Source organism: Trueperella sp. LYQ143 (assembly GCF_046599595.1).
Taxonomy (GTDB): Bacteria; Actinomycetota; Actinomycetes; order Actinomycetales; family Actinomycetaceae; genus Trueperella.
Genome location: NZ_JBKIWR010000001.1, coordinates 233,735 through 258,485, shown reverse-complemented (window position 1 = coordinate 258,485; position 24,751 = coordinate 233,735). Strand labels below are relative to the sequence as shown.

At 55.8% G+C, this 24,751-nt stretch carries 16 protein-coding genes and 1 tRNA gene; 11 read left to right on the top strand and 6 right to left on the bottom strand.

What is annotated here, in order from left to right:
• Positions 1-308: 308 nt before the first annotated feature.
• Positions 309-2,720, bottom strand: a complete 2,412-nt coding sequence (locus tag ACLHIL_RS00955; protein WP_411295987.1) for a hypothetical protein — start codon at positions 2,718-2,720, stop codon at positions 309-311.
• A gap of 96 nt (positions 2,721-2,816) precedes the next feature.
• On the opposite strand from ACLHIL_RS00955, the gene ACLHIL_RS00950 reads away from it, so the two are divergent.
• On the top strand, positions 2,817-3,629 hold the full coding sequence (locus ACLHIL_RS00950; RefSeq protein WP_411295986.1) for an SDR family NAD(P)-dependent oxidoreductase: 813 nt from the start codon (positions 2,817-2,819) through the stop codon (positions 3,627-3,629).
• Entirely contained in the window at positions 3,626-4,576 is a 951-nt protein-coding gene (locus ACLHIL_RS00945; protein WP_411295985.1) for a lysophospholipid acyltransferase family protein, read from the top strand. Before ACLHIL_RS00950 ends, ACLHIL_RS00945 begins: the two co-directional genes overlap by 4 nt.
• A gap of 391 nt (positions 4,577-4,967) precedes the next feature.
• On the opposite strand, the gene ACLHIL_RS00940 is transcribed toward ACLHIL_RS00945, so the two are convergent.
• The 4 genes from ACLHIL_RS00940 to ACLHIL_RS00925 all read right to left on the bottom strand — a co-directional run bounded on the left by ACLHIL_RS00940 (position 4,968) and on the right by ACLHIL_RS00925 (position 10,675).
• Positions 4,968-6,452 (bottom strand): sensor histidine kinase, encoded by a 1,485-nt coding sequence (locus ACLHIL_RS00940; RefSeq protein WP_411295984.1) that lies wholly within the window; start codon positions 6,450-6,452, stop codon positions 4,968-4,970.
• A gap of 22 nt (positions 6,453-6,474) precedes the next feature.
• Positions 6,475-7,227 (bottom strand): response regulator transcription factor, encoded by a 753-nt coding sequence (locus tag ACLHIL_RS00935; RefSeq protein WP_411295983.1) that lies wholly within the window; start codon positions 7,225-7,227, stop codon positions 6,475-6,477.
• A gap of 218 nt (positions 7,228-7,445) precedes the next feature.
• On the bottom strand, positions 7,446-8,201 hold the full coding sequence (locus ACLHIL_RS00930; protein WP_411295982.1) for a PspA/IM30 family protein: 756 nt from the start codon (positions 8,199-8,201) through the stop codon (positions 7,446-7,448).
• A 527-nt stretch (positions 8,202-8,728) separates the two neighbouring features.
• Positions 8,729-10,675: a hypothetical protein gene (locus ACLHIL_RS00925; RefSeq protein WP_411295981.1), complete on the bottom strand. Its 1,947-nt coding sequence runs from the start codon at positions 10,673-10,675 to the stop codon at positions 8,729-8,731.
• 275 nt (positions 10,676-10,950) lie between these two features.
• Here ACLHIL_RS00925 and ACLHIL_RS00920 point away from each other — a divergent pair, with 275 nt between their 5' ends.
• The 4 genes from ACLHIL_RS00920 to ACLHIL_RS00905 all read left to right on the top strand — a co-directional run bounded on the left by ACLHIL_RS00920 (position 10,951) and on the right by ACLHIL_RS00905 (position 15,118).
• Positions 10,951-11,325 carry a cold-shock protein gene (locus ACLHIL_RS00920; RefSeq protein ID WP_411295980.1) on the top strand — a complete coding sequence of 125 codons (375 nt, stop codon included), beginning with the start codon at positions 10,951-10,953 and terminating at the stop codon, positions 11,323-11,325.
• Entirely contained in the window at positions 11,318-12,127 is an 810-nt protein-coding gene (locus ACLHIL_RS00915; RefSeq protein ID WP_411295979.1) for a DUF3027 domain-containing protein, read from the top strand. The genes ACLHIL_RS00920 and ACLHIL_RS00915 overlap by 8 nt, the downstream gene beginning before the upstream one ends.
• Before the next feature lie 44 nt (positions 12,128-12,171).
• On the top strand, positions 12,172-13,455 hold the full coding sequence (manA, locus tag ACLHIL_RS00910; protein ID WP_411295978.1) for a mannose-6-phosphate isomerase, class I: 1,284 nt from the start codon (positions 12,172-12,174) through the stop codon (positions 13,453-13,455).
• Between the two features lie 157 nt (positions 13,456-13,612).
• Positions 13,613-15,118, top strand: a complete 1,506-nt coding sequence (locus ACLHIL_RS00905) for an NCS2 family permease (protein WP_411296005.1) — start codon at positions 13,613-13,615, stop codon at positions 15,116-15,118.
• 709 nt (positions 15,119-15,827) lie between these two features.
• Here ACLHIL_RS00905 and serC read toward each other — a convergent pair.
• Positions 15,828-17,165, bottom strand: coding sequence for a phosphoserine transaminase (gene serC, locus ACLHIL_RS00900; RefSeq protein WP_411295977.1), 1,338 nt, complete (start codon positions 17,163-17,165; stop codon positions 15,828-15,830).
• 242 nt (positions 17,166-17,407) lie between these two features.
• On the opposite strand from serC, the gene ACLHIL_RS00895 reads away from it, so the two are divergent.
• The 5 genes from ACLHIL_RS00895 (at position 17,408) to ACLHIL_RS00875 (ending at position 24,747) form a co-directional block, all read left to right on the top strand.
• Complete coding sequence (locus tag ACLHIL_RS00895; RefSeq protein WP_411295976.1) at positions 17,408-18,091, top strand: metal-dependent transcriptional regulator; 684 nt, start codon at positions 17,408-17,410, stop codon at positions 18,089-18,091.
• 120 nt (positions 18,092-18,211) lie between these two features.
• Positions 18,212-18,952 (top strand): C40 family peptidase, encoded by a 741-nt coding sequence (locus tag ACLHIL_RS00890; RefSeq protein WP_411295975.1) that lies wholly within the window; start codon positions 18,212-18,214, stop codon positions 18,950-18,952.
• 116 nt (positions 18,953-19,068) lie between these two features.
• Positions 19,069-19,995: a universal stress protein gene (locus tag ACLHIL_RS00885; RefSeq protein ID WP_411295974.1), complete on the top strand. Its 927-nt coding sequence runs from the start codon at positions 19,069-19,071 to the stop codon at positions 19,993-19,995.
• A gap of 110 nt (positions 19,996-20,105) precedes the next feature.
• Positions 20,106-20,178 (top strand) — tRNA-Arg (locus ACLHIL_RS00880).
• A gap of 303 nt (positions 20,179-20,481) precedes the next feature.
• Entirely contained in the window at positions 20,482-24,747 is a 4,266-nt protein-coding gene (locus ACLHIL_RS00875) for a hypothetical protein (RefSeq protein ID WP_411295973.1), read from the top strand.
• The last annotated feature ends 4 nt before the right edge of the window (positions 24,748-24,751 follow it).

Below are 24,751 nucleotides of genomic sequence, written 5' to 3'. Positions count from 1 at the left end.
TTGGCTACGCAGATCTTGCAGTGCGCCGGAGACTGCACCGGCAAACGACGCACCAGAGGCAAGGTGCAGTGCCGCCAGGGCGATGCGTAAAACGTGCGAGAGTGGCAAATGGTTACCTGCTAGGAGCTTGTGCCACAGTTTCTCGCAGGATCGCGAATAATGCGCCCTGGCGGAGCATAACGTATAAGCGCATAGCGCACATGTTCATAGTGCTACTACACGAAACCGCGAGTATTACCCTCCCAGGCGAGCTACAGCCTGTGTTTTATGCAGTGTGCCCACCGAATACTCGATGGGCACACTGCAGATTATTCGATAAACCCTGGCGGTAAATCGTCTCGTATGAGAGATTCCGGCTTAGGGTGGCGATCCGCTTTTTCGCTTTGTACCTTCCCAACTCGCATTCGTGCTTCGCGAGCGATTTCATTGCGCCGAGCCTGACGAGCTTCCTCTGGGGTGAGTGGCCGATCGGGGATTCCTGGTTCAAAATCATCATTCAGTGATTCCAAGGAAGAACGACCGAGATGGATCTGTGAGGGGGCAGCCCCTGGCGTACTCCACAGCTCATTTTCATCATCGCGCTGAATCACTGGAACATCATCGTCGTCATCATCATCGAGATCGTCAATAAAATCCGCCAATGGCATGGGAGAATCTGCCGTCGCAGGTAAATTCTCAGCATTTTCTAGCGAACGAGCAGCATTCTCTAATGACGAATGATCTGTGTTAACAGATGCGTGCGCAGGAGTTCCTGCTGCCCACCCATCCTGAGGGGCTATCGGATGCGGTTCCGAAACGTTAGCTGGTGCTGATCCCTGAGTTGCTGCTGAACTCGTCGGAGGATAGAAACCCGTCGCATTGGGATTAACAGGGGAGCTAGCGGGGCGAGCCTCAGCAGTAGAGCCAGCAGAAGCAGGAAAACCTGTCGAAAACTCAGCCGAGTTAGCGGAGCTATCAGCCTGTGCAGCTAATCCAAGGTCAGATGAAGGAGCAGGGTCAGATGAACGAGCAGGAACGGGATCGTCTATTGAGCTGGGAGAATCCGTAGAACCAGATGATCCCTGCCCACCAAAAGAAGCCGCAAAATCTGAAGAAAGCGCAGGATCAGAAGATCCCGTTGAGGCCGGAGAAGCTGCAGCAGTTCCAGCCGATCCGTGTGTTTGTGGCGCCCCAGGCGCCTCAGATGCCGATCCTGCCGAGTATGCGCCGAAAGGTGGCTGACCAGAGGCTGCTCGCTCCAGTTCGCCCTCAGGTTGCGCGGCAGGCACAGATGGCACGCCCCCATGAGCATGCTGGGATGTTGGCGCTGCAAGAGAAACTGCGGAATCTGCTATCACCGGATCTGCTGTCACTGGATCGGGCAGCGGCGGAGTGGGGGCAGTAGGCGGATTGATACGCACTGCACGCGGCTGCTGAATCGGTGCAGCCGGTGAGGGAACGTCCTCAACAGATGGCTCGCCGCAGGACTCATAAGAAGGCGTATCCACACTAGAACCAGAAGAAGAGGAGAAAATCTCCGTAGAATCGGCAATTCCCTGGCCTGCCGTGGAGGCCGCTGGATCTGCTTGTGCATAAGGAATAGCTACGCCGTTCATGCGAGCCAGAGAAGCCTCCTGCCCCTCCACTGTAAACGTATTAGGATCAGGTGCTGGGTCTGCCATGCCTGGCGTTGGCACGGTCGGATTCGCCGTAGCTGACGAGGAATCCATACCAGGCGATACTGAATGAGATGCCGTACCGGTAGCTAATGGGAAATCCGTATGTGCAACTGGATGAGGCGCGTCGGCAGATAGACCCGCTAGATGAGGAGCATCGGCGAGCGGATGAGAATCTGCGCCAACAGCCGAGGAATATGGGGCCTCCGCCGCAGACGCCGCACTCTCCGGGGCACTTGCGCCACTAATACAAGCACAATCTACAGAAGTGAATGTCGGCGATAGTGAATCCTGATTGCGCACCGCTTCACCGTTATCTACGACGCGCGGCATTTCGCCCGTCGAACTGTTTGCGAGTTTGCGCAGTTCACATTCGAGACGTTTTTGCTCCGACGTTAAATTCTCTCGTGCTAGCTGCTCCCATTGCTTTGCCAGCGGTGTACTAAACAAGGCTTTGCGTGCCAGCAAGCGCGTGACAATATCTAAACGCGCAGTAAAAAAGCGCTCGTCAGGAATATGCGCATACTCCTCGCGCACGGCAGTCATATACTTGCGGTACTTCTGCGGCTGATTGGCTAAAAACCCGAGATGTGCGTCAATGAGGACCATCAGATCCATATCTATCGGCTCAATCACGCCAGTATCCGTCATGGAGGTGGGGCGGGTGCGCATGGAAAGAATCATCGTCCGAATGGCCTGGCACATCGCCGGATCAATACCTAAGGAACGATAGATCTGCGCGGCCAAATCTGCCGAGGCTGACCGATCTTCGCCGCCATTGCGCACATAGACGTCCTTATCGGCTGACGAAAAGACGATACCGTGCCCCCACGCTGCCAACCGAACAAGCTCAGCGTTATGTGCTTCGGAGGCGAGCGTGTTAATCCGGGTCAACAAATCAAACAGATGCTGCGTATTGTGGAAACGCCGCTCCTGGCCAGACCATAGCTCAACGAGGTGCGTGCAAACAGCCGTTATATCCTTTGCGTCTACCGTCGCGCCAACAGCTACCGCTGAGCGCACGAAAGACTGGATAACCCACTGTGGAATATCAATTCGAGACATGGAACTCCATAAATTCGAGTACAGGAATGATTCTACCTAGAATGACGGTAGGATTTGAATACGCTGGAACACACGATCTATCCACAGGGTCGTTTTATGAGCACACATAATGAGGCATATATGGCATCGTCACGTTCGCGTCTGCACGGGCGCGCCTTAATCACCGGCGGGTCATCAGGACTCGGCCTAGCTTTTGCGTATTCCTTGGCGTCACGCGGAATTGATCTAGTTCTCGTTGCCCGAGATCCACAACGCCTAAGCCAGGCCGCGCAACAGATGAGGATTCACGGGGTAGACGTAGAGACGCTGGCAGCAGACTTAACCTGCGCAGCAGATCTTGCCCAGGTGAAAGAACGCCTCCTCAATGAGGAATCACCTGTGACGATCTTTGTGAATAATGCCGGCGCTGGGTTATATGCCTCCATGATTACTCGCGACGCCACGCAACTACGCCAGGGTGCAGAGCTGATGGGTTTGGCCCCGATGGAGTTAGGCGGCGCAGCGGCGGCAGCGATGGCAGACCGACACGAGGGCGTGATTATCAATACTGCTTCGGTTGCGGCGCTTGCCCCAATGGGAGCATATTCCGCGATCAAAGAGTTCATCCGCACGTGGTCAGATTCCTTGGCGATTGCCGCAGCGCCATTAGGGGTGCAGGTGGTGACTTTCCTGCCCGGATGGGTGCGCACACAGTTCCACGCTCGCACTGGAGTGTCGAATTCGTCTATCCCGAATTGGGTGTGGCTGGATGCGGATCGCGTGGTGGCTGATTGTCTGCGTGATGTTGAGCGGGGAAAGACGCGATCCGTCCCCTCAAAGCGTTTCAAAGCGATTGCTTTTGTGGCAAAACATGCGCCGGCTTCGCTGGTTAAGCGGGCGGTAGTTACATTGAATAAAGGCCGACGATGAGCTCACTGCACCCACTCGACGATTACCATTCCGAGTCCCGACGCGATGCGCGCAAGAATGTGCGTCGTTTTCTGACTCGCCCAGTTATCAAAACCCTGCTGAATACCACGGTATCGGGTCAGGAAAATGTTGAGGGCTTGACGGGGGCGTATATCGTCGTCGGTAATCATTCTTCGCATTTGGATGCGCCGATGGTTTTTACGCTGTTGCCTGAGCACATGACGGAGCGGTTGGCGACGGGGGCGGCGGCTGATTATTTTTATCGCAAGCCGACGATTTCTAAACTGACGTCTTTGTTTTTCAACACCTATCCTATTGAGCGCAAATCTCGTTCGGATGATCCGCGCAGCGGGATGGCAAAAGGCATGACGGGCAGACTATTGCGCGAAGGTATCCCGATTTTGATTTTTCCGGAAGGGACGCGCTCTCGCACGGGCGAACTGGGGGAATTCAAGCCGGGCGCGGCTGCACTCGCGATCAAGTACAACGTGCCGATTGTGCCTTTAGCGATGAGTGGCGGGCATGAGGCGATGCCGGTGGGAGCTAAGTTGCCGACCTTGAATCATCCGCCAGTGAATCTGTATATCAGTCGGCCAATGTACCCCCAGTCCTATGAGGACGCGGTTGCGTTTATGGGGCGGGTGCGCAGCCGTATTGCGGCGATGTTGGAGCAGCAAACAGCGAATCCGGTTGAGGCTGGGATGGTGGCAGATAAGGCCGATGCAGATCGGGTAGGGAGCGGGCCGATGGCTGCTGGCGAACCGATGGGCACTGGTGAGTTGGCTGATATGAGGGCAGACGCTGGGGTGAGCGAGCCATCAGCTCGTGATGCTGCACGTGCGGGCGATTCCTCAGAGGCTACTGCGCTATCTGATGGCAGTGCGGTAGCAGACCCTGGCATTGGCTCGGCTGAGTCTGCGCCGGATAGGGCCTCAGATAAGGATTAACAGCAGATGGGGACGGTGGCCAGTGCAGGTGCCTGATATTGATGGCAATGGGCGGGCTGGCAGGAACGCCAAGGGGCACGGATCGACGGGGAACGCCTTGAGGAGATCGTCAAATCCGGTATTTCCCACAGTGAGCTGGCTTTATGAGAGGCAAGCTATAAAGCCAGCCGCCGATCAACGATGAGCAGATGTGAGTACACGTAGCTCCCAATATGGGCCGTCAAACAGCTATATGGGTAGGCGAGTGGCAACGAATAGATAGCCAAAAATCTCAGATCATAACGGTTGCCAAAATGCGCAGGTGACCAGAGCGTTCCAGAGTTATCACTGCCACTGTGGAACGCATGTAAGTGCGCTCATTTCGGTATGTCGTCTATTCGCCAGTGTAGCTCTAGTGAGTATTAGGCAAGACGCCAGGGAAACGTAGCCGAACGGTTAGCCCGCCACCTGAGGTTTCGTCTATCGTTGCAGAACCGTGGTGGATCTGCATAATTGCCGCCACAATAGCTAAGCCGAGTCCTGAGCCGCCAGATCCCCGCGAACGCGAGGAATCTGTGCGGTAGAACCGTTCAAAGACGCGATCCCAGTCGTCGCGGGCAATACCGGGGCCGTGGTCGCGCACTTCGACGATACCGATATGTGAATCGGATGGGTCAATCCCAACGGCGACCTCAACGGGTGTTCCGTCGGGGGTGTGGGTGAGCACATTGGAAAGCAGATTGGTAATCACCTGCGTAACACGTTCATGATCGGCTTTGACGATGACGGATTGTGGCTCGCCTCCGTCTAATCCGATGACGCGGGCACATCGGTCGGTGGCGCGCACTCGGAAGTCCGTTACGGTATCAAGGGCGATGGCAGCGAGATCTTCGGGCTGCATGTTGATTTTGCGTCGTTCGTCGAGTCGGGCCAGTTGTAGAAGATCGTCAACGAGGTGTGCCATTCGTTCTGATTCGGATTCGATTCGGGCGATGGCGGTGGGAATATCTTTTTCGGGTACGCCACCTAGCCGGTATAGCTCGGCGTATCCGCGCACAGTGGCGAGCGGGGTGCGTAATTCGTGGGAGGCATCGGAGACGAATTGGCGCATCCGCTGTTCGGAGGCCACTTGGGCGGCGAAAGATTGTTCGACGCGGGAAAGCATTTTGTTGATAGATTCACCGAGGAGGGCAACCTCTGAGCCTTCAATGCCGGTGGGTACCCGCACGGAGAGGTTTCCGGCGGCGACTTCGTGGGTGGCTCGTTCGATGTCACGCAGCCCGGTGAGGGAATGATCGACGAGGAAATAGGAGATGAGCGCCCCGAGAATCAGGATGATGATAACGAGAGTGGCGAGGGTGCGGGCCAGATTCCCAACAGTGTCTTGGATTGGCTGTAGCGGCATGCCGATAACGACGGTGCCGACGCTGGTGATTGTCGTCGGGGAAAAGTTCAGATCTAGGGTGATGATTCGCCATTCCTGATCGGGCAGGGTAGACGGGACGGTTTGCGGGGAATTGACCGGCAATTTGGCGAGCTGGACCGGGTTGGCGGGTGTGCCATGCTCGGCGGTGATCTGCGAGTTGACTACTTCGAATTTGCCGAGGGGTTTGTCGTCATCATTGGGGTTGTTGTAGCTGATGAAAAAGTAGAACTCGGAGGGCAGGACTTGGAATTGGGAACCGTTAATGAGCTGTTCGACGGTGACGGTTGCCAGGGTACGCCCCGAGGAACGCAGTGAGCGATCGGTATCATCCACGAGGGAGTTACGCAGGGTGAAGGTCGCCAGGAAGGTGACCATGATGAGGACGAGGGTGAGTAGGACGTCGAAGGCGACGACGATCCGAAAGGAAAGGGTATGCCAGACTTTCGGGGAGGGTTGGGAACGGTAGGGCACGGGATTTTGCTCCTACGTGGTGTTATTTCGCTCGCCGCAGCACGTAGCCAATGCCGCGTTTGGTGTGAATTATTGGTTCGAGGAGGCGGATTTCGTCGGGGTCGCTCATGCCGAGAGCTTCAGGGCTGTCAATCTTTCGACGTAGGTAGGAGATATAGGATTCGACGATGGAGGCTTCGCCTTCCCAGTTGTAATCCCATACGTGTTCGAGGATCTGCATTTTTGATACGACTCGTTCGGCGTTAATGAGGAGGTAGCGCAGGAGTTTGTATTCCGTGGGGGATAGATCGACTTCGTGACCGGCGCGTCGGACCTCGTAGGTATCTTCATTCATTTCAAGGTCGTGATAGCGCAAGATGGCCGATTCGTTGGTTTCTGGGCTGGTGCGCCGCAAAATGGCATGGATTCGGGCGACGACTTCTTCGAGGGAGAAAGGTTTGGTGACGTAATCATCCCCACCGACTTCTAGGCCGCGCACGCGATCGTGGACGTCATCGCGGGCGGTAAGGAAGATGACGGGGAGGGAGGGCTCGCGCTGTCGGAGGTGTTTGAGCACCTCAAAGCCGTCCATATCGGGGAGCATAATATCGAGGACGACGAGGTCGGCTTGGAAACGTGATTCGACGTGGAGTGCCTCATTGCCGTCTGCGGCGGTTGCGACGTCGAAGCCGGCGAAGCGAAGTGAGGCAGAGAGCAGCTCGCGGATGGTTGGTTCATCATCGACGACGAGGATCTTTGCTTCTGCATTTGCGCTTGTATTGGGATGTAACACCATGTTCTCATCTTGCCTTGCTGGAGCGGGACGTGCCAAGGTTTCCCACATTGCGCGTGTGGGGCAGTGTTGGGTGAGTGGACGTCAGAGGGTGGATAAGGCCAGCTTGTATGTGGGGTGCGTGTGGGCGGGGAAAATGTTGCGTGCCGGTGCTCGCCTGACATTATGCGAGCACCGGCACATCTGCTAGATCGCATGAGCTATGCAAAGAGCGGAGCTCTTTAGTAGCTCATGAATTCCTTTCCTTCGATCTGCTCAGGCTTGCTGCCGGATTGCAGGGCGGCAAGCCGTGCTTCGACTTCAGCTGAGAGGGAGGAATCCTCAAGCTGGGCGAATTGCTCTTCGATAGAGGAGGCAGAAACTTCAGCTTGACCAGCGGCGAGGGCTTCTTCGCGGCGTACCCGATCTTCGAAGCGAGATAGCTCGGAGGTGGGATCAAGCACGTTGATTGACGATAGGGACTTGTTGACCTGGCTCTGCGCGGTGGCGCTCTTCTGGCGGGCAACGAGTTGATCGCGCTTGGACTTCAGCTCGGTGAGCTTGGAGCGCATCATGTTCAGGCCGTCCTTGAGCTTGGTGACGACTTCCTCTTGGGAGGCGATCATCGGCTCAGCGGTGCGGGCTTCGTTTTCGTGCTGGATTTGACGCTCAATGGCAACTTTGGCGAGGTTGTCGAATTTGGCGGCGTTGGTTTCGTCGCCGGCTTCGCGCATTTCCTTGGCTTTTGCCACAGCAGCTTGGGCTTTTTGCCCCCATTCGCGGGCAGAGGCGATATCTTCGTTGTAGTCAGCTTGTGCCAGGCGCAGGTTACCGACGGTGACTGCGACGGCGTCTTCAGCTTCAGCGATCGAGTTCGTGTAGTCGCGAACGATCTGATCGAGCATCTTTTGGGGATCTTCTGCTCGGTCAATCAACGCGTTGATATTTGCCTTGGTGAGCTGTGCGATCCGGCCGAGGATCGACTGCTTTTCTGCCATGTGATGTACCTTTCTATGAGGATGATGTTTTAAGAATATCGAATGTGGGCATCCCTCGGGTGGATTCTGGTGAATCGCTTTGGGTTCTTGCTTTGTTTTGGTTGTTGCTGGTTCGGTACTTTCAGTGGTTTTAAGGTGGATCTGGCGTGATTCGTGCTGTGCTTTTCGTCAGTCTACCTCAGCGCGTACGCAAAGACGGTTATATCTGCGTTAAACGCGGCTTCGGCGGGGAGTTATCTGCTCTCGCGTTTAGCTCTAGTTGCCTGGTTTTACATCAGTTACCGGATTCTATCGCTCATTGCTGTGATTCCATAAGGCCTGACGAGTTAGCTTTCAGGAGGGGAGCAGCGTCAGTGATGAACTAGCGCTTGGCATCTGAGGTGGCCTCTTCCCACACGAAGCGCTACACGTCAGTATTGCGGGTGGGGCGGAAGAATATGCGCAAACCGATGAACGCTGAGGAATCCTCATAAAGCTACGGTTCTGGTAGCTCTAGATACTGCTAGGCACGGCGCCTAGCAGCGCGCTTAGAATCCTCGATGGCCGGTGCTGCCTCCTCCGCTGCTTCCGAAGCCGCCCGATCCAAATCCACCCGAGCCAAAACCACCGGATCCGCCGGATCCAAAGCCGCCAAATCCGCCAGAGCGACGCCCATATCCACGGTATGCACCGGAGATCGCGCCAGAGACGATACCGTGCACTAACCCGCTAATGATGGTTTCTCCCAGCGATTGCCCCCCGCTTGAGCCGCCCATATCTGACCACATCATGTCGCGAGCAGCTTGTGCTCCCTTGCGGGCTGCCTCGTAATACTCCAGTTTCGCTGCTGGTTCTTGTGCTTCGTCTCCTTGTGCGACGAAGGAACGTGCGCGGGAAAGCTGTTCGCGGGCTTGGCCGCGCACGCCAGCGCGGTATCGCGAAATCGTCGCGTCAACATCGTCTATTGCCTGTACCGCCATTTGCCGAGCTTGTTGTGCGCGATCTTCCAGCTTTTGACGATTCTCGTCGGCTTGCCGGAAAGGTGCGAGCGCCTGGTCGATACGGGTTTCCGTCTCGTGTAGTTCCACTGAGATAGCGAACGGGTCAATCTTCTCGGTGCGGGCACGCTCCAATACCTGCGTTGCCTGCTGGGCAAAGGGCTGAACGCTGGGATCATCCGGCGCTAAACGTTGCGCATCGCGAACATCTGCGCTGAGGGAGTCGATCTGCTGTTGAACGGTGGCACGTTGCTTATCTAGTTCCGTCGGGGCGTTAATCAGTAATTCCGCCAAGGAGGAGGCTTCGTCAATAGTTTTGTTAGCCATTGCCACATACGGCACGGCAGCATTGCGATCCCCCGCTTCGAGTTCCTGGCGCGCGTGTGTTAAGGATTGATCGGTTGCCGTTAACAGCGTGGTGATTTGCTGGGGATACGTCTCCAGTGTTTTCAGCACTGAGGGTGGGTACTGGATTGCCAGGTTATCCAGGGCGTCTGTTCCGAGTTTCAGGCGTGCTGTGATTTCGCTGGCGCGTGTGGCGATAGTTGACATGGATTTTTCCACATCGGATGCCAACTGACGCAGGGTGGAAAACTCTGTGGTGTGTTTTTCTAAGGCGGTGCGAGCCTGCCCGACGAGTTCAGTAATATGCTGCGATAGTGCGATCTTTTCGGTGTCGGCAAGCGGAATACTTGTATCGTGGAGTCGGCTGTGAAGCTGAAATGCCTCACTGGTTGCCTGTTGGGCTTTCTGTAGGGTGGCAGAAAAACGTCGGGTAGCTTCCACGCCAAATTCTGCTTGAGCAAAATCGAGTTCATTAGCGGCAGCGCGTACCGCATTGTCAATATCCAGTAGCTCTGAGGAGGCGTCGCGGATTGTCTTTTGCGTGGCCTGCTCGTGGGATTCCTTGCGCTTTTTCCGAGTGATGACGGTATATGCGCCAAATCCAACCAGCCCGCCAGCGCCTATGCCAATAAGCCCTTTGGTGACGGCGGAATTGACGGGATGTGCCTGGGAGGAAGACGTGGAGCTGCCGCCATCTTTTACCTCATCATGGACGTTTTTCGCTAAGGCGATAATGGCTTTATCCCATTCATGATCGGTCATAAGCGAGAGCACGTGATCGTCCGTAGCGGCGTCAATTGCTTCGTAGGAGACGCCAGAGACGTGCTTGTGGGCGTACCACGCAACCTCGGAAGTATCCACCGAAATGACGTAGAGCGCTTCGGATTCGTCCAGGTGAGCACGTTCATGCGTTTTTCGTGCCCATTTTTCCACATCCATTGATCCGGTATTTGGCACGATGACGACCCACAGGTTCTGCCCTGGTACCTCGTCGATAGCATCGCGGACGGAGGAAGCGTCGGTGATAACTTTGGCCCGATCATCCAGATGCCCGTTGAGTTCGTCGAGTGGTTCAGCGGCTAGGGCTGTGGTCGGAAAAATCAGTGCGGCAAAGACGAATACTATTCCGCTAAGGATACGACGGGCGTTCACACAGGCCTCCAAGAAGTTCTGGTGCTCAGGGCACGAGCGGGAAAGGACGCGCCTCTTTGCATGTGTATCATGCGCTAGCTGTCATCCTGTGCTCAGTATATCGAGGTGCTGCGGGAGAATATGGGGAACTCTCATGCCAAAGCTGGAATGTATTTGGCTGGTAGTGAAGAGATTTTCGCCGGCTCGACTGCCATTTTTGCACAGAAAAGTGCGATACTAGGTAAGGATTAATGTATGTGCAGTCGTGCCGAGTGTCGGCAGAAAGCGAGTGAGTCGTGCCAACCGGAAAGGTGAAGTTCTTCGATGAGAAGAAGGGCTTTGGTTTTATTGCAGGTGACGATGGCGCTGAGGTCTATCTTCCCGCAAGCGCAGTCCCGATTGGTGCGCGGTTACGAGCAGGTATGCGAGTGGAGTACGGCGTGGGTGATACCCGACGTGGCCCGGCGGCATTGCAACTGACGATTGTGGAGAAGAAGCCGTCATTGGCTGCGGCAAATCGGAGATCTCCGGAAACGATGGTCCCGATTATTGAGGATCTCATTAAGATCCTTGACGCGGCTTCGACGTCTTTGCGGCGTGGTCGTTATCCCGATGGAGGGCCGCGTATTGCGCAGGCGTTGCGCGCATTAGCTGAGGATTTTGATGTCTGATCGGTTGGTTCCCTCTTCGGCAGCGATACGGGAAAAGGTGTTGGCCGCGGCGGTTGAGCAGGCTCGGGAGGCCTTGCTGGATGTCACGCGGGCTGAGAATATCGGTGAGCATGCCGGTGTCGTGCAGGAAGCGGAACGGGTGGTTACCCATACGTTCACGTGTTTATTGCCAGGGTATCGCGGTTGGCTGTGGGCGGTGACCTTATCTCGGGTGCCGCGTGCGCGGCGTGGCTGTGTTGATGAGGTGGCATTGTTGCCTGGGCCGGAGGCCTTGCTTGCTCCGGAATGGGTGCCGTGGGCGGATCGGTTGCGTCCGGAGGACGTCAGCGATACCGATCGTCTCCCATATCAGCCTGATGATGCGAATCTGCAGGCGAATACGGATCCGTTATTGGATGAAGGTTTTGAAGCGACGGGTGTTGACGCCGACGAGTTAGCACAATTTGAGTTGGGGCTTGGGCGTGCGCGGGTGTTATCTGCGCATGGGCGCAGTGCGGCTTTCCAGCGTTGGTATGCCGGGGATGCTGGCCCGCGTAATAAGGCGACTCGGATGGCGAAGGCGGCGTGTGCGACCTGCGGGTATCTCATGCACATGGGCGGATCTGCTCGGCAGTTGTTCGGGGTGTGCGCGAATGAGTGGTCGCCTTTCGATGGGCGTGTAGTCTCGCTCGATCATGGCTGTGGTGCTCATTCGGAGACGGATACGAAACATCCAGAACAGATATGGAAGCAGTCTGAACCTGTTTTGGATGAGGGCTATGAGGTGCGCCGTGATCGCTCCTCAAGCGCGGGGGATGACTAGCTAGATTTTGCGGGCTGTGGGATCAGAGACGGCACAAGGCACACATGCATATTATTCAGGGGCGAGTACGCGATTATGAGTGGGGTTCTCCAAGCGCTATCCCTCGAATGTTTGGCTTGCCACCGGCAGATTTTCCGGTAGCAGAGTTGTGGTTTGGGGCGCATCCGGCGGCTCCAGCGCGCATTGGTGTGGGGGCGCGTGCGCTCGCGATTAATCCGTCAGATATTCGTGATCGAGGGCATCTGTTTTCCCCTGTTTCTCCTGATAGTGAAGCGGGATCTGCAGTAGATTTGCGCCAATATATTGCGGGTGATCCGCAGGGGGTGTTGGGGGCGAATCTGGTTTCTGGTGGCGGGGACGCGGAGTTGCCGTTTTTGTTGAAGGTTATTGCGCCGGCGCAGCCGCTTTCTTTGCAGGTGCATCCGTCTAAGGCGCAGGCTGAGCGGGGTTTTGCGCGTGAGGAGCAGGCGGGTATTGATCGTGCTGCGGCGCATCGGGCCTATCGCGACGCCAATCATAAGCCGGAGTTGGTCTACGCTATCTCGACCTTTGAAGCGCTCGTCGGGTTTCGCACTCCGCGCCGAATTCTTGGTGTGTTATCAGGTTTGAATACTCCGGTGACGGATCGAATTGCCCAGCAGATCCGGCTATCGCCGAATGCTCATGGGGTGCGTTCAGCTTTTGCAGGGCTGCTGTCGGTTAATGAGCGCCCCGATGCTGAAGCAGTGATGCGTGTGGTTGCTGCGTGTTGTGCGCGTGATCCGCAGGTGTCTCCCTCGCCGCGTGCTGACGCGCTGGTGGGGAAGTTGGCGCAACATTATCCGGGGGATCCTGGGGTGGTGGCGTCCTTATTGCTTAATCCGGTGACGTTGAAACCTGGTGAGGCGATGTTTACGCCAGCCGGAACGGTCCATGCCTATGTTGCGGGTTTGGGTGTGGAGATTATGGCGAATTCGGATAACGTTTTGCGGGCTGGTATGACGCCTAAACATATTGATGTTCCAGAGCTGTTGTCGGTGATTGAAACAGTGGCGGCTCCGCCAATCCGGATCGCTCCCGAGGCGCTCAGCCCAGTACAGGCGACGTATTATGCGCCGGTTGACGATTTTGAATTGTCGATTATTAGTTTGCGTAATGCCAATAAGCGGGTTCGGCTACGTGGGAGTGGGCCGCGGATCGTATTGTGCTTAGAGGGGGCAACTGAGCTGTGGGCGGATAGCGGTGAGTATGGGTTGCTCAATACTGGGCAAGCGATATTTGTTCGAGCTGATGATGGCGGGCTGCTGGCTCGTGGGGCAGGGCGTTTTGTTCTCGCTGGCGTCCCGTAATCGGAAGATAAACCGCGATAAGGATAAATTCACCTGAGCCATCTCAGTATGTGTCGAAAATCTTAAATATTGAGATGGATATGGGCGAGATTACGTCCAGATTTTGAGATTCATCTTGTGACCGGCTGTTTTGCCATGTGAGACTCAAAGGGTGAGCATTTCCAATGGCACTGCGACCGTATCGCAGCACGAGATTCACGATAAGCACACCACCCCGATCGCCGCCGAGGCAGAACTTGGCTGGTTAGATCGCACCTTCCGAATTACCGAACGTCGATCAACTCTCGCGCGAGAAATTCGCGGAGGATTCGTCACATTCTTCGCGATGGCGTACATCCTGGTACTCAACCCGATTATCCTGTCTGGCCCCGACTCCACCGGCAAATATCTCGGTGGCGGTACGACACCTAATATGGTGGCTGTTGCGGCAGGCACGGCACTGGTTGCCGGTATCTTATCTATCCTGATGGGAGCCGTGGCAAACTTCCCACTGGCCCTGGCCGCCGGTTTGGGCTTAAATTCGATCGTTGCCTACACCATCGTTCAGCTCCCGGGTATGACCTGGGCTGACGGCATGGGAATCATTGTTATTGAAGGTATCGTCATCGTCTTGCTCGTCCTGACGGGGCTACGAGAAGCAATCTTCCGTGCGGTTCCCCGCGTTTTGCGCACCGCTATTTCGGTTGGTATCGGCATGTTTATCACCCTCATCGGGTTACTCAACGCCGGTATCGTCGGAGCAGGGGCCACCCCGCTGGCATTTGGCGTCAATGGCTCTATCTCGGCCTGGCCGCTAGTTGTATTCATCGTTGGTCTAGGTATCACGATGGCTTTGATGGTTCGAGGCGTCAAAGGCGCTATCTTGTGGGCAATCCTGGCTGGTACTGCGCTATCCCTCGTCGTGGAAGCAATTGGCAAACTTGGCGTGAAAAGCGCCGAAAATGCTGGCGGTTGGAGCTTGACCGTTCCTGCGCTGGCTGGCTCTCCCGTCCAAATCCCAGATTTTTCAACGATCGGGCAATTCTCAGTTGTCGGCCCCTTCCACAAGATCGGCGTACTGGCAGTAGTTGTGCTGGCGTTCTCGGTTATGCTGGCCGACTTCTTCGACACGATGGGCACGATGGTTGCCGTTGCCAGCGAAGGAGATCTCTTGCAAGCTGACGGGAATCCGCCGCGCACTAAGCACATCCTGCTCATTGACTCCATTGGTGCAATTGCAGGTGGTGCAGGTGGCGTATCCTCAAATACCTCTTTCGTGGAATCCTCCACCGGCGTAGCAGACGGAGCGCGCACTGGTCTGGCAAGCATTGTGACGGGTGGCTTGTTTATTCTGGCCACATTCCTCGCCCCACTGTTTGCGATGGTGCCCTCTGAGGCGGCTGCTCCAGCGCTGGTTGCCGTCGGTTTCCTGATGATGCAACAGGTGACGGAGATTCGCTGGAATGATCTAGCGATTGCGATTCCGGCTTTCATGACTATCGTCTTTATGCCCTTCGGCTACTCCATCACGGTGGGTATCGGGGTAGGGTTCATTACCTACGTATTCATGCAGCTAGTGACGAAGAAAGCGAAGTCGGTACACCCCTTGATGTATCTGACTGCAGCCTTATTCATGATCTACTTCGCGCTTGAACCAATCAACCATTTATTAGGGGTGGCATAAAAGGTGAACGCCCGTTGCGGGCAATGCCTGTCGTCGCCGGTGAATGTGACTGTCTTATCGTGCGGTCTATGAGCGGGCGTGGGCATTACGCCGCAGATCAGTGAGCTAAAAAGGCTGATTCTATGATGGCCGGTATGCGCAATATGAGCGCATACCGGCCATTGATACATGTGGGGTATCCGTGATGAAGTAACTGCGGCAGTCGAATGGTCCGCCGCGTGCATCCACTCTAAAAAGTGCCACTTTCTCGGGAGGTGCAGGTTATTGCTGCCCGATACGTACCCGTAGTATGCGCTGAGATAGCTACTGGCAGCCCAACCGCTGTGCTTTTTCGATGGTGGCGTGGTGGCAGTTTTTTGATGGTGCGATTTGTTCTGGTGCGGCAGGAAAGATTTCCAGTGTGGCAGGAAAAAATCCAGTGCGGCAGGCATTTTCGTTAACGGGAGAGCGGCTACTAAGCGCGCGTGCGTTCGCGGGCGATAGTGCGATGTTTCCTCTTTGAGATGAGCGGCGCGCCTTGCAGACTGGGCACGGCAGGTATCTGCCCAGCAACGAGCATGATTCTGCGAGTCACCGTCCATGCCGGCCTGGGTAACACAATCGAGAGTTCCCTGCTCTGAGCCGGTAACGGACGCCGAAATCCTCCGTCGGCCCAAATGAACCGCTATCTCATACGCTATAAATCCGCCGGAAGGAATTCAACGTCAGCTCAGGAGCGAAGAATCCCGCTGGCGATAATCGAATCAATCGTTTCTAACAATGCCTGGATATCAGCTAGCTCAATCGCTGGGAACGCGGCGATCCGTAACTGGTTGCGCCCGAGGCTACGATACGGTTCAATATCGAGAATTCCACGCTCCCGCAATATCCGTGCCATCTGCTGGGCGTCGATTTCGGGGTGAAAATCAACGGTACACACAACTGGAGAACGGTAATCCGGCTCAATGAATGGGCGAGCGTAGGCGTGATTCTCCGCCCAGGTATAAATAGCTTGCGAATTACTCTGGCAACGCTGAGCCATTGCAGCTAAACCACCGCACTCATGCATCCACGCGAGCTGGCTATGAATAAGGAGCAGCGTGGTGATAGCCGGAGTGTTCAAGGTTTGGTTTTTGCGCGAATTCTCGATAGCTAATTGCAGATTGAGGAAATCAGGAACCCACCGCGAAGCACTGAGGCGTTCGATTCGCTCACGTGCTGCTGGAGAGGCAATCGCCAGCCACAAACCCCCGTCAGCCCCAAAACATTTTTGGGCGGAGAAATAGTAAAAATCTGTGGTGCTCAGATCGCACAGCGCGCCACCAGCAATCGAAGTGCCATCGACAACGGTGAGTCCGTCAGGCATAGAGACGAGGGGAGAGCATACGCCCGTGGACGTCTCATTGTGTGCGTATATATAGGTATCGACCTGGGCATCTGGCACGCACCCAATATATTGCCCTGGCTCAACTCGGCGGATCTGTGGGCGATCAAGCCAAGAAGCGCGCTCCACTGCTCGGGCGGCTTTTGCGGAGAACTCCCCGACGACAGCACATTGAGCGCGACCTTCGACCAGGGTAAACGGGATAGCATCCCAGATTGCAGTTGCTCCACCATTGCCAAGGATGACCTCATATCCATCGGGAAGATGGAACAGATCAGCGATGTGTTGGCGGATCTGACCGACGATTTCTCGGACGCCGCTCTGGCGATGTGAAGTGCCGATAGGGCTGTGTGGATCGGTGAGGGCGAGCAGATGTTCGCGTCGAACTTTTGACGGGCCCGAGCCGAAGCGTCCATCGTGGATGTATGGCAAGGCAGAGGCAGGCGTTTCCTCGCAATACTGAGCGGAGCGAGGTGAATACCTGGCGGAAGCCATAGTGCCATCAGCGGTTGTGGCAGGTGACGTTTCCGTGTGATTGTTGGCAGTGTGCGAACCTGCCGAGGCGGTGGCGCGCGGCGGTGCTGAGGGCAGCAAGGAATCGCGCTCGGTCTGCTCCGATTCGGGTGCGTGCGGGTTTTGCAGATTCGGTGGATTCGGTGGTTCGGGTGAGCGTGCAATAGCCATGTAGCTATCGTCTCATTCCTGGGGCGTATGCGCAGGTGGTGACCGGCTAGCGAACACATCGTACTGTAGCGGTTTCCCGCTGTAACGGTTGGTTATGCGAGTGGCGAGCGGGAAGCGTATGGCGTGAGGGTAAATACGCGGCGGTGAGGGTAAATAAGGGATAGTTGGCTTGCGAAATCGCACGTCGTCGATTTGTGCAGAGGTGTTCGATAATATGAACAAAGAAAGAAGCGGGAGGCGTCGTGAGTCAACTGATTGATACCACTGAGATGTATCTCAAGACGGTCTATGAGTTGTATGAAGAGGATATTCCTGCTTTGCGCGCCCGAATTGTTGAGCGATTAGAGCAGTCTGGCCCGACGGTTTCAGAAACCGTCAGCCGTATGGAGCGCGACGGTTTATTGCACGTCGGTTCGAATCGTCATATCGAATTCACTGCGGAGGGATTGCAGCAAGCGCTTCATGTGATGCGTCGGCATCGGCTGGTTGAGCGATTGTTGAGTGATGTTATCAAACTTGATTGGCCGCAGTTGCATGACGAGGCCTGCCGCTGGGAGCACGTCGTTTCTGAAGATGTGGCGGATAAAATCGCGCAGTTGCTTGATGATCCACATTCTGATCCTTACGGTAATCCCATTCCTGATCGGGAGGCTCAGGAGATCTATACGGTGAGCCAGGATGGCGTGACTGCGCTCAGTACTTTAGAGGAATCTGCTCACGGGCGTATATACACAATTGCGCGGATTGCCGAGTCGGTGCAATTGGATGTGGATATTCTTGAGATGCTTTATGACGAGGGAGTGCTGCCGGGGGCAGATATCGTCGTTAATGAAGTGCGCGACGGGGATGTATTAGTCTCTTGCGGGGAACATGCAGTCCGTCTGTCGGGGGATGTTGCCCGCGGTATTTTCATCCGTGAGCGGTAGTGAGCTATTCCATTGTTATCAAATTGTGACAATCTGAGATCTAATCGTTATGCTTGTGTCAGGTCGATTTTCGCGACCGCATAAACGTTACAGAGATAAGCAACAACGACGGAGATATTCATGGCGGGACGTCACGTACTGATTAAGCAGCGTGAAACTTTCTCGAAACAGACTCTCGCAACGATTGCGACCGCTTCTGCGGCTGGAATGGTTATGGGTTTAAGTGCGCCACTGGCTTTTGCTAAGTCCACGGACGCTGACGCAGCAGCAAACACAGCCACCACAACGTCAACGCACACCGTCCAAGCTCCCCAAGCAGTTTCCGTCGAACTGAACACCCAATCCGATGCTCAATGGACGATGCACACAGTCTCCCTGGATGCCCATGCGCAGCAAGCTGCGGCAAAGGCAGACGAAAACAAGGATGAGAAAGCGCAAACTCCGGCAGCTACGCAAAATGTTGATCGTAGCTCCCTCGTCGGAGAAGCTGCTTCAGTTGAAGTCTCCTACGATTCGGCTGCTGGCGGATCTGTTCTGGGCACGGCGATGGCTCACACTGGATCTCCGTACATCTGGGGTGGCACGACGCCAGCCGGTTGGGATTGCATCGGTTTCGTCCGGTGGGTATATGCCCAGCATGGTGTTGCTATTGGCGGGTCAACGACTTCGGTTCTCTCCGTCGGTCATCAAGTTCCGTATTCGGAGGCGCAGCCAGGCGATATTCTTTACTGGCCAGGGCACGTCGCCATCTCCGTCGGTGGCGGGCAGAACGTCGCTGCATGGAATCAAGCAATGGGAACCCGCGTTGGTCCGGATTCGTGGGCAGGTTACACGCCGACGGTTATCCGCGTCTTTGGCTGATATTTTTCGCAACGCACTGGCAAAAGCGTAGATTTTCGAGAAGGAGTCCGAAAGGGCTCCTTTTTCTATGTTCCACCTCACAAAATGGTGACATAATGAGGGGTGAGGAGGATGCTATGGCACACGAAAACATTGTTGTGGTAGGAATTGATGGATCTGACGCCGGAAATTCCGCTCTGCGTTGGGCACATGCTCAGGCGCGGGCGCGGGATGCGCGGCTACATATCGTCTGCGGGTACGAATTGCCCTCGCAGTACATGTTCCCTGAGTTCCAGGCTTCCCAAGGGAATGTTAACTATCTTTATGAGGCAGCAAAAGAGATTGTTGACGCCGCGGTATCTCAAGTTGACGGGCAAGGGGTGGAAGTGACCTCAGCCCTAGAATTTGGTGATCCCACTGAGGTGCTCGTCGAGATGTCAAAACGGGTGGCACTGATCGTTGTCGGTGGGCGTTCGCAGAAGAAAGGGCGGTTAGCAGATCGGCTCTTGCGAACGGTATCCTCGGCTGTTCCGGCAAATGCGTATTGCCCAACTGTTGTCGTCCCAACAGATAGCGACGAAAAGTGTTTACCCATAAAGCGCGTGGTATGCGGGGTGGACGGCTCAGACTTTGCCAAGATCGCCTTACAGCGGGCGGTGTGGGAGGCTGAGCGATGGCAAGCCCACCTGCAGGTAGTGACGGTTGTGAATCCAGCGGCGGCCGGATGGGTGCCGATGGTGAATTTCCGGGAAGAACACCTGGCGGAGATGGAGGACGCTGTTACGCAACAGCTTAAAGAGGTAGCGGGCGATACCCAGATTTCGTACAGCGTGACGGCAAGCGAAGGCAGCCCGGCGCATATTCTTGCGCAACTATCCGACGAAAACGATCTGGTGGTGCTAGGAACGCGAGGGCGAGGCGGCTTTACTGGGTTATTGCTCGGGTCAACATCACAGACGTTGCTCGGGTATTCAGCATGCCCGACGATGGTGGTTCCTCGGCGTGTGCGCCCCGGTGACGACGTAGGGCCACTACCCGCACAAATCGTTGATGACGAAGAGTGAAACAGGGTAAAGCTAACAGGAGATGATCTGCTGATTTAACCTCTCATGATCGGATGGGCTGCGGTGATAAATGGCGACACCGCAGCCCATCCGATAAGATCAACAGGCTGGCCCTCGTAGCTCAGTGGATAGAGCACGGCTCTCCTAAAGCCGGTGTCGTAGGTTCGATTCCTATCGGGGGCACTACCGATTTTTCCTTGCTATCACAAGGATTTTGTGGCTCACTCCCAGTCATTTTTATCCTCTCACGCTCGGCACGTAACCACTTTTTACGGCTCATTCATTGCCGGTAAATCTTGAAATAACGCGGAAATCTCGGCTTGCTAGAGCATGCCGTCGGAATGATCTGATAGCCAATTCGCCGTAGTACCCGAGGTTTATTCATAAAGGCTGGAAGCGTCGGTACTACACAGAATATGTGTGATAAGCGAAGGCGATAGGGCGGCGTTCTCCCCGCTGAATCCCTGAGATAGGTACTGTAAAGACGTGACTCCTTTCTTTAGACGCAAGAATAAGAATCAAAGTGCCGATACTGAGCCGCATCCCGATAGCGCTCCGAGCGTTGAGGACGAGCCGGTATCTGACGCGCAATCTGCCCTCTCGGCTGACAGTGCCGCAGAGAATAACGAAGCGCCTGCGGAGGCAGGAGACGAGCCAGAAGCAATGGTGTCGATTCCTGCACCTGAGCCGACGCCAAGTCGTGAGCAGCTCCTCGATACCGCCTATCAACAGTGGCATGAGGAGCTATCGGCGCGGGCACGTCGGGCTGAAGAAAAACAGTCGGACGCAATGAATGGAGTCATTGATCTGACCCACCCCCACCCAACGGGGTCAGCGACGTTCTACTCGGGTTCGCCAGTTCGGATCACCTCGCTAATTCGGGAGTCTTTTGCGCAAAAACGCGCCTTAAATAATGTGGCTCGGTTGCATGCCACAGTGCAGCGCATGACGGAGATATATGGCAATGCGCCGGTTGCGATGAGCGTCGGGCGGCTAACCTGGCAGGGATGCCCGCGTTCCGGTTCCGCCCCTGCGTTGATGCGTTCTGTCTCCTTGACTTTTGAAGAAGGCGGCGACGCGACGGTGCGCCAGCTCAACCGGATCTCAATTAATCCGGTTGTTATTGAAGCCTTGCGCGATCATGGTGCTTCGCATGAGCATGTGGCGCAACTGAATCGGGCAGCGGCTGAGGAAACCAGCACGGACCGTATCGTGGATATGGTGGCGACGATTGGGCGGATGTATCTGCCGTCTTTCGCTTATGAGCCGCAAGTACTGCTGGGATGTTTTGAACGTCCCGAGCGCACCATCGTTGCGGATTTGGAAGCGATGGAGCCGTATATTCGCACCTCTGGCATTATGATGGCCTTGGCTGGGGATGAAGAGACGCGAAAGCTATCAGCGGCACCTTTGCCCCCTGGGGGTGATGAGGATCGTGCGCCGGAAGTGGAGCGCGGTGCGGGGGATCTTGACGTCGCGGAATTGAATGCAGTTGAAGCGGTGGCCTCGGGGCGTTCAATCGTTTTGGACTGCCCGCCTGGTTCGAAGCGCACACAAACCGTCGCGTCGATTTGCGCGGATGCGGCGGCGTCGAATCGTTCAGTTATTGTCGTTCCCTCGCGTCGTTCAGCAGCGGATTCGGTTATAGCTGAGCTTGATCGGCTCGGCTTGGGGGATCTGGTTTTAGATTTTTCAGATATTGACGCTGTACCCCAGCGGATTCGTACTGGGCTGCGGTTAGCGCGCCCGGATATGCCAACCGAATCAATGCTGCAGGTGCGGGAGGAATTAGTTGCGGTTCGGCGGCAACTTCGCCAATTCGTTCACGATCTTCACCATCACGATGATGTGTGGCAAACCTCGGTTCACGATATTTTGGAAAAGTTGGCTACGCTCACTAGCCAGGCAGACGCCCCGCAGACTCGGGTGCGCCTATCGTCGCGTGCAGTACGGACGATTCGCACGCAGGGGCTGGAGGCTGTTGAAGAGTCTTTCAAGGAGGCTGGCGAGCTAGGAGCTTTTGATCCGCAGGTGACGCGCTCAGCGTGGTCGAATGCGCGGATCGATAATGTTGCTGATGGTGCTGACGCTTTAGATCGCGCTCGCCGGTTGGCAGAGATTCACGTTCCGCAGGCGATTTCGCAGTCCTCTCGCGCGGCTGGGGAGACGGGGCTGAAACAGTCCACCACTTTGGCGCAGTGGTTTGAACAGATTGATGTGCTTGACGGAATTTCAGATTCTTTGGATACGTTCTTGCCTCAGATTTTCGAGACGTCTCCGATGAATATGGTTATTGCAACGGCTTCGCGGGAATGGCGCGATTCTCAGGGGCACTCAATGAAATCGGCGGATCGGCGCCGTTATAAGAAACAGGCAATGGATCTGGTGCGTCCGGGGGAGTTCCCAGAGGATATTCATGCCGAATTAGTGAAAGTTCATGAGCGACGCGAGGTGTGGCGTCGGTACTCACCTGATGGTGGATGGCCGTCGCTACCTGATGGGATGGCTCAGATTCGCAGTACCCGCGAGGATGTGGAAGCGGATATTGATGTGCTGAGTGGCTACCTCGGCGGGGTGGATCTGCGCACTTTCGATTTCACGGATTTGCAGGAGCTGCTTTCTAGGCTGACGGCAGACGCCGACCATATGACGACGTTGCCGCAGCGCAATGCCGCATTGGCGGACTTGCGGGATAGTGGCTTTGAGGATTTCTTAGATGACGTTATGCGCCGGGCGGTGCCGGCGGATCGGATTAACGGTGAACTGGAGTTGGCGTTAACTGCTGCGCAGTTTGAGCAGTTGATTTCAAGCTCGCCGGTGCTGGCCAGTTTTGGTCCGCGTGATTTAGAAGAGCTATTAGGGCAATTGCGCCGTTTGGATCGTGAGCACACGGCAAGTCTGGCAGGGCCGGTGTTACGGGCGGTTATTAATAATGCGCGGTCAATGATGTTGTCGCGGCGTTCGGAGACGTTGAAGCTAGACGCGGCGCTCAGTAAAGGCGTATCGCATCTGGGGGATATTATCGCGACTCATTCGCGCTTGGTACAGGTTGCCCGTCCGGTGTGGGTGATTCCGCCGACGGTGTTGGCGCAGTATATTCCGCCAATGCCGTGGGCAGATCTGGTGATTGTGGATGCGAATGAGTCGGTTGCTCCGCTGATTTCTTCGATGATGCGCGGGCGTCAAGCCGTGGTGGTAGGGGATACTCGACGGCCTGGGGCAGGAGCGATGACAGCGTTCTCGCAGGTCCTTCCGGTTGCACAGTTGCCGACTTTTGGGGCGGAGTATGACGAGTTAGCCACTCAAGCCTTGACGGAGATTGGTTACGAATTGCAGCCGATTCCCTCGGTTCATCGGGCGCGCTCCTCGCGATTTATTGCCGTGGATGGCCGTGGTGTGCCGAGTAGCTCTGGTGATGGGGCGGTGGAGACGACGCAGGTTGAGACGGACGCGGTTGTGGACGCGGTTCTCGAACATGCGATGACTCGTCCGGAGGAATCTTTAGCGGTTATTACTGTGTCGGTTCGCCATGCGGAGCGAGTGCGGGAGGCTTTGGCGAGCGTCGGCTCAACGGATGTTTCTCGGTTAGCGGGTTTCCTCGTCACGGATATTACTCGGGCCAGTGGAATTCGCCGCGATCACATCATTTTAAGTGTCGGCTACGGCAAGACGGTTCATGGTCGCGTATTGCATACGTTTGGTGCTTTGGCGACGCCGGTTGGTCTAGCGGGGTTGATCGATGCGATTGCTGCTGCCGGTTCGCAGTTGACGATTTTCTCGGCTTTAGGCCCAGGAGATATTGATATTCGACGAGTTTCCACTCCGGGGCCGCGGTTATTGGCAAAGCTGATTGACCAGGCAGGGCGTGAGCAGCGTTCACGGGTGGTCAGTGGCGAGGTGACGGATCCGCTGCTTGTTGATGTTGCGTGCCGTTTGCAGGAACGCGGCTGGGATGTTCGCGGCGCATACGGCTATCCGAATTCTCGTCGTATTCCACTGGTCGCAGGTCGCGATGGTACTTTTGCGGTTGCGGTTGTGGTAGATGATGCTGATTATGTTGCGGAACATTCGTTGCGCCGACGAGATCGGTTCTGGGTGGAGGCACTACAGGCGCGAGGATGGTCAGTATTCCAGACGTTCTCGTCGTCTTTGTTTGTTGATCCAGATGGTCAGGTTGCGCGTATTGAGGAGCTGTTACTCAGCCGTTACAGTGGGCCGGATCAGATTCCGGTGGTCGTTCCGCATTTAAGCGATGACGGAATGGATGTTGTGGGCGAGGAAAGTGCCAGTGAAGAGGCTGGTGGTGCGGAAGTGCAACTTCCGGATTCGAGTGCGCCCAGCGCGGTGATTCCGGCAATCCGCCCGCGGGCGCGGCGTCCGGAGATTGTTTCCGGATTGCGGTTAGCTGCTTACACTGACGATCAGCTTGACGATATGGTCACGTGGATTGCGACCGACGGAGTGGCGCGAGATGAGCGGGAATTTATCGCTGAATTGCGCGCCGAGCTGGGTATTGAACGCCGTGGAGAACAAGTGGAGATAATCTTGCGCAATGTTGTGCGGCGTTCTGGGCTGATCGGAGTATCAGGGGCATACGGTGATGATATTCGCGCTGATGAGGAGCATAGTGGTGATGATCTGGCTGATGGCAAGGGTGTTTTGAGCCGCCATACGGAGAATATGGACGCCCCAGAATCTGCAGATGGCATGTTCGATAGCCAAAAGGCTGACCTGGAACGGGCAGAGGACTAGCTAC

Bases quoted from the DNA above. Each gene is read 5' to 3' on its own strand.
- ACLHIL_RS00945 (WP_411295985.1), top strand. From the start codon at position 3,626: ATGAGCTCACTGCACCCACTCGACGATTACCATTCCGAGTCCCGACGC.
- ACLHIL_RS00950 (WP_411295986.1), top strand. From the start codon at position 2,817: ATGAGCACACATAATGAGGCATATATGGCATCGTCACGTTCGCGTCTG.
- serC (WP_411295977.1), bottom strand. From the start codon at position 17,165: ATGGCTATTGCACGCTCACCCGAACCACCGAATCCACCGAATCTGCAA.
- ACLHIL_RS00930 (WP_411295982.1), bottom strand. From the start codon at position 8,201: ATGGCAGAAAAGCAGTCGATCCTCGGCCGGATCGCACAGCTCACCAAG.
- manA (WP_411295978.1), top strand. From the start codon at position 12,172: ATGCATATTATTCAGGGGCGAGTACGCGATTATGAGTGGGGTTCTCCA.
- ACLHIL_RS00955 (WP_411295987.1), bottom strand. From the start codon at position 2,720: ATGTCTCGAATTGATATTCCACAGTGGGTTATCCAGTCTTTCGTGCGC.
- ACLHIL_RS00885 (WP_411295974.1), top strand. From the start codon at position 19,069: ATGGCACACGAAAACATTGTTGTGGTAGGAATTGATGGATCTGACGCC.
- ACLHIL_RS00890 (WP_411295975.1), top strand. From the start codon at position 18,212: ATGGCGGGACGTCACGTACTGATTAAGCAGCGTGAAACTTTCTCGAAA.
- ACLHIL_RS00915 (WP_411295979.1), top strand. From the start codon at position 11,318: ATGTCTGATCGGTTGGTTCCCTCTTCGGCAGCGATACGGGAAAAGGTG.
- ACLHIL_RS00935 (WP_411295983.1), bottom strand. From the start codon at position 7,227: ATGGTGTTACATCCCAATACAAGCGCAAATGCAGAAGCAAAGATCCTC.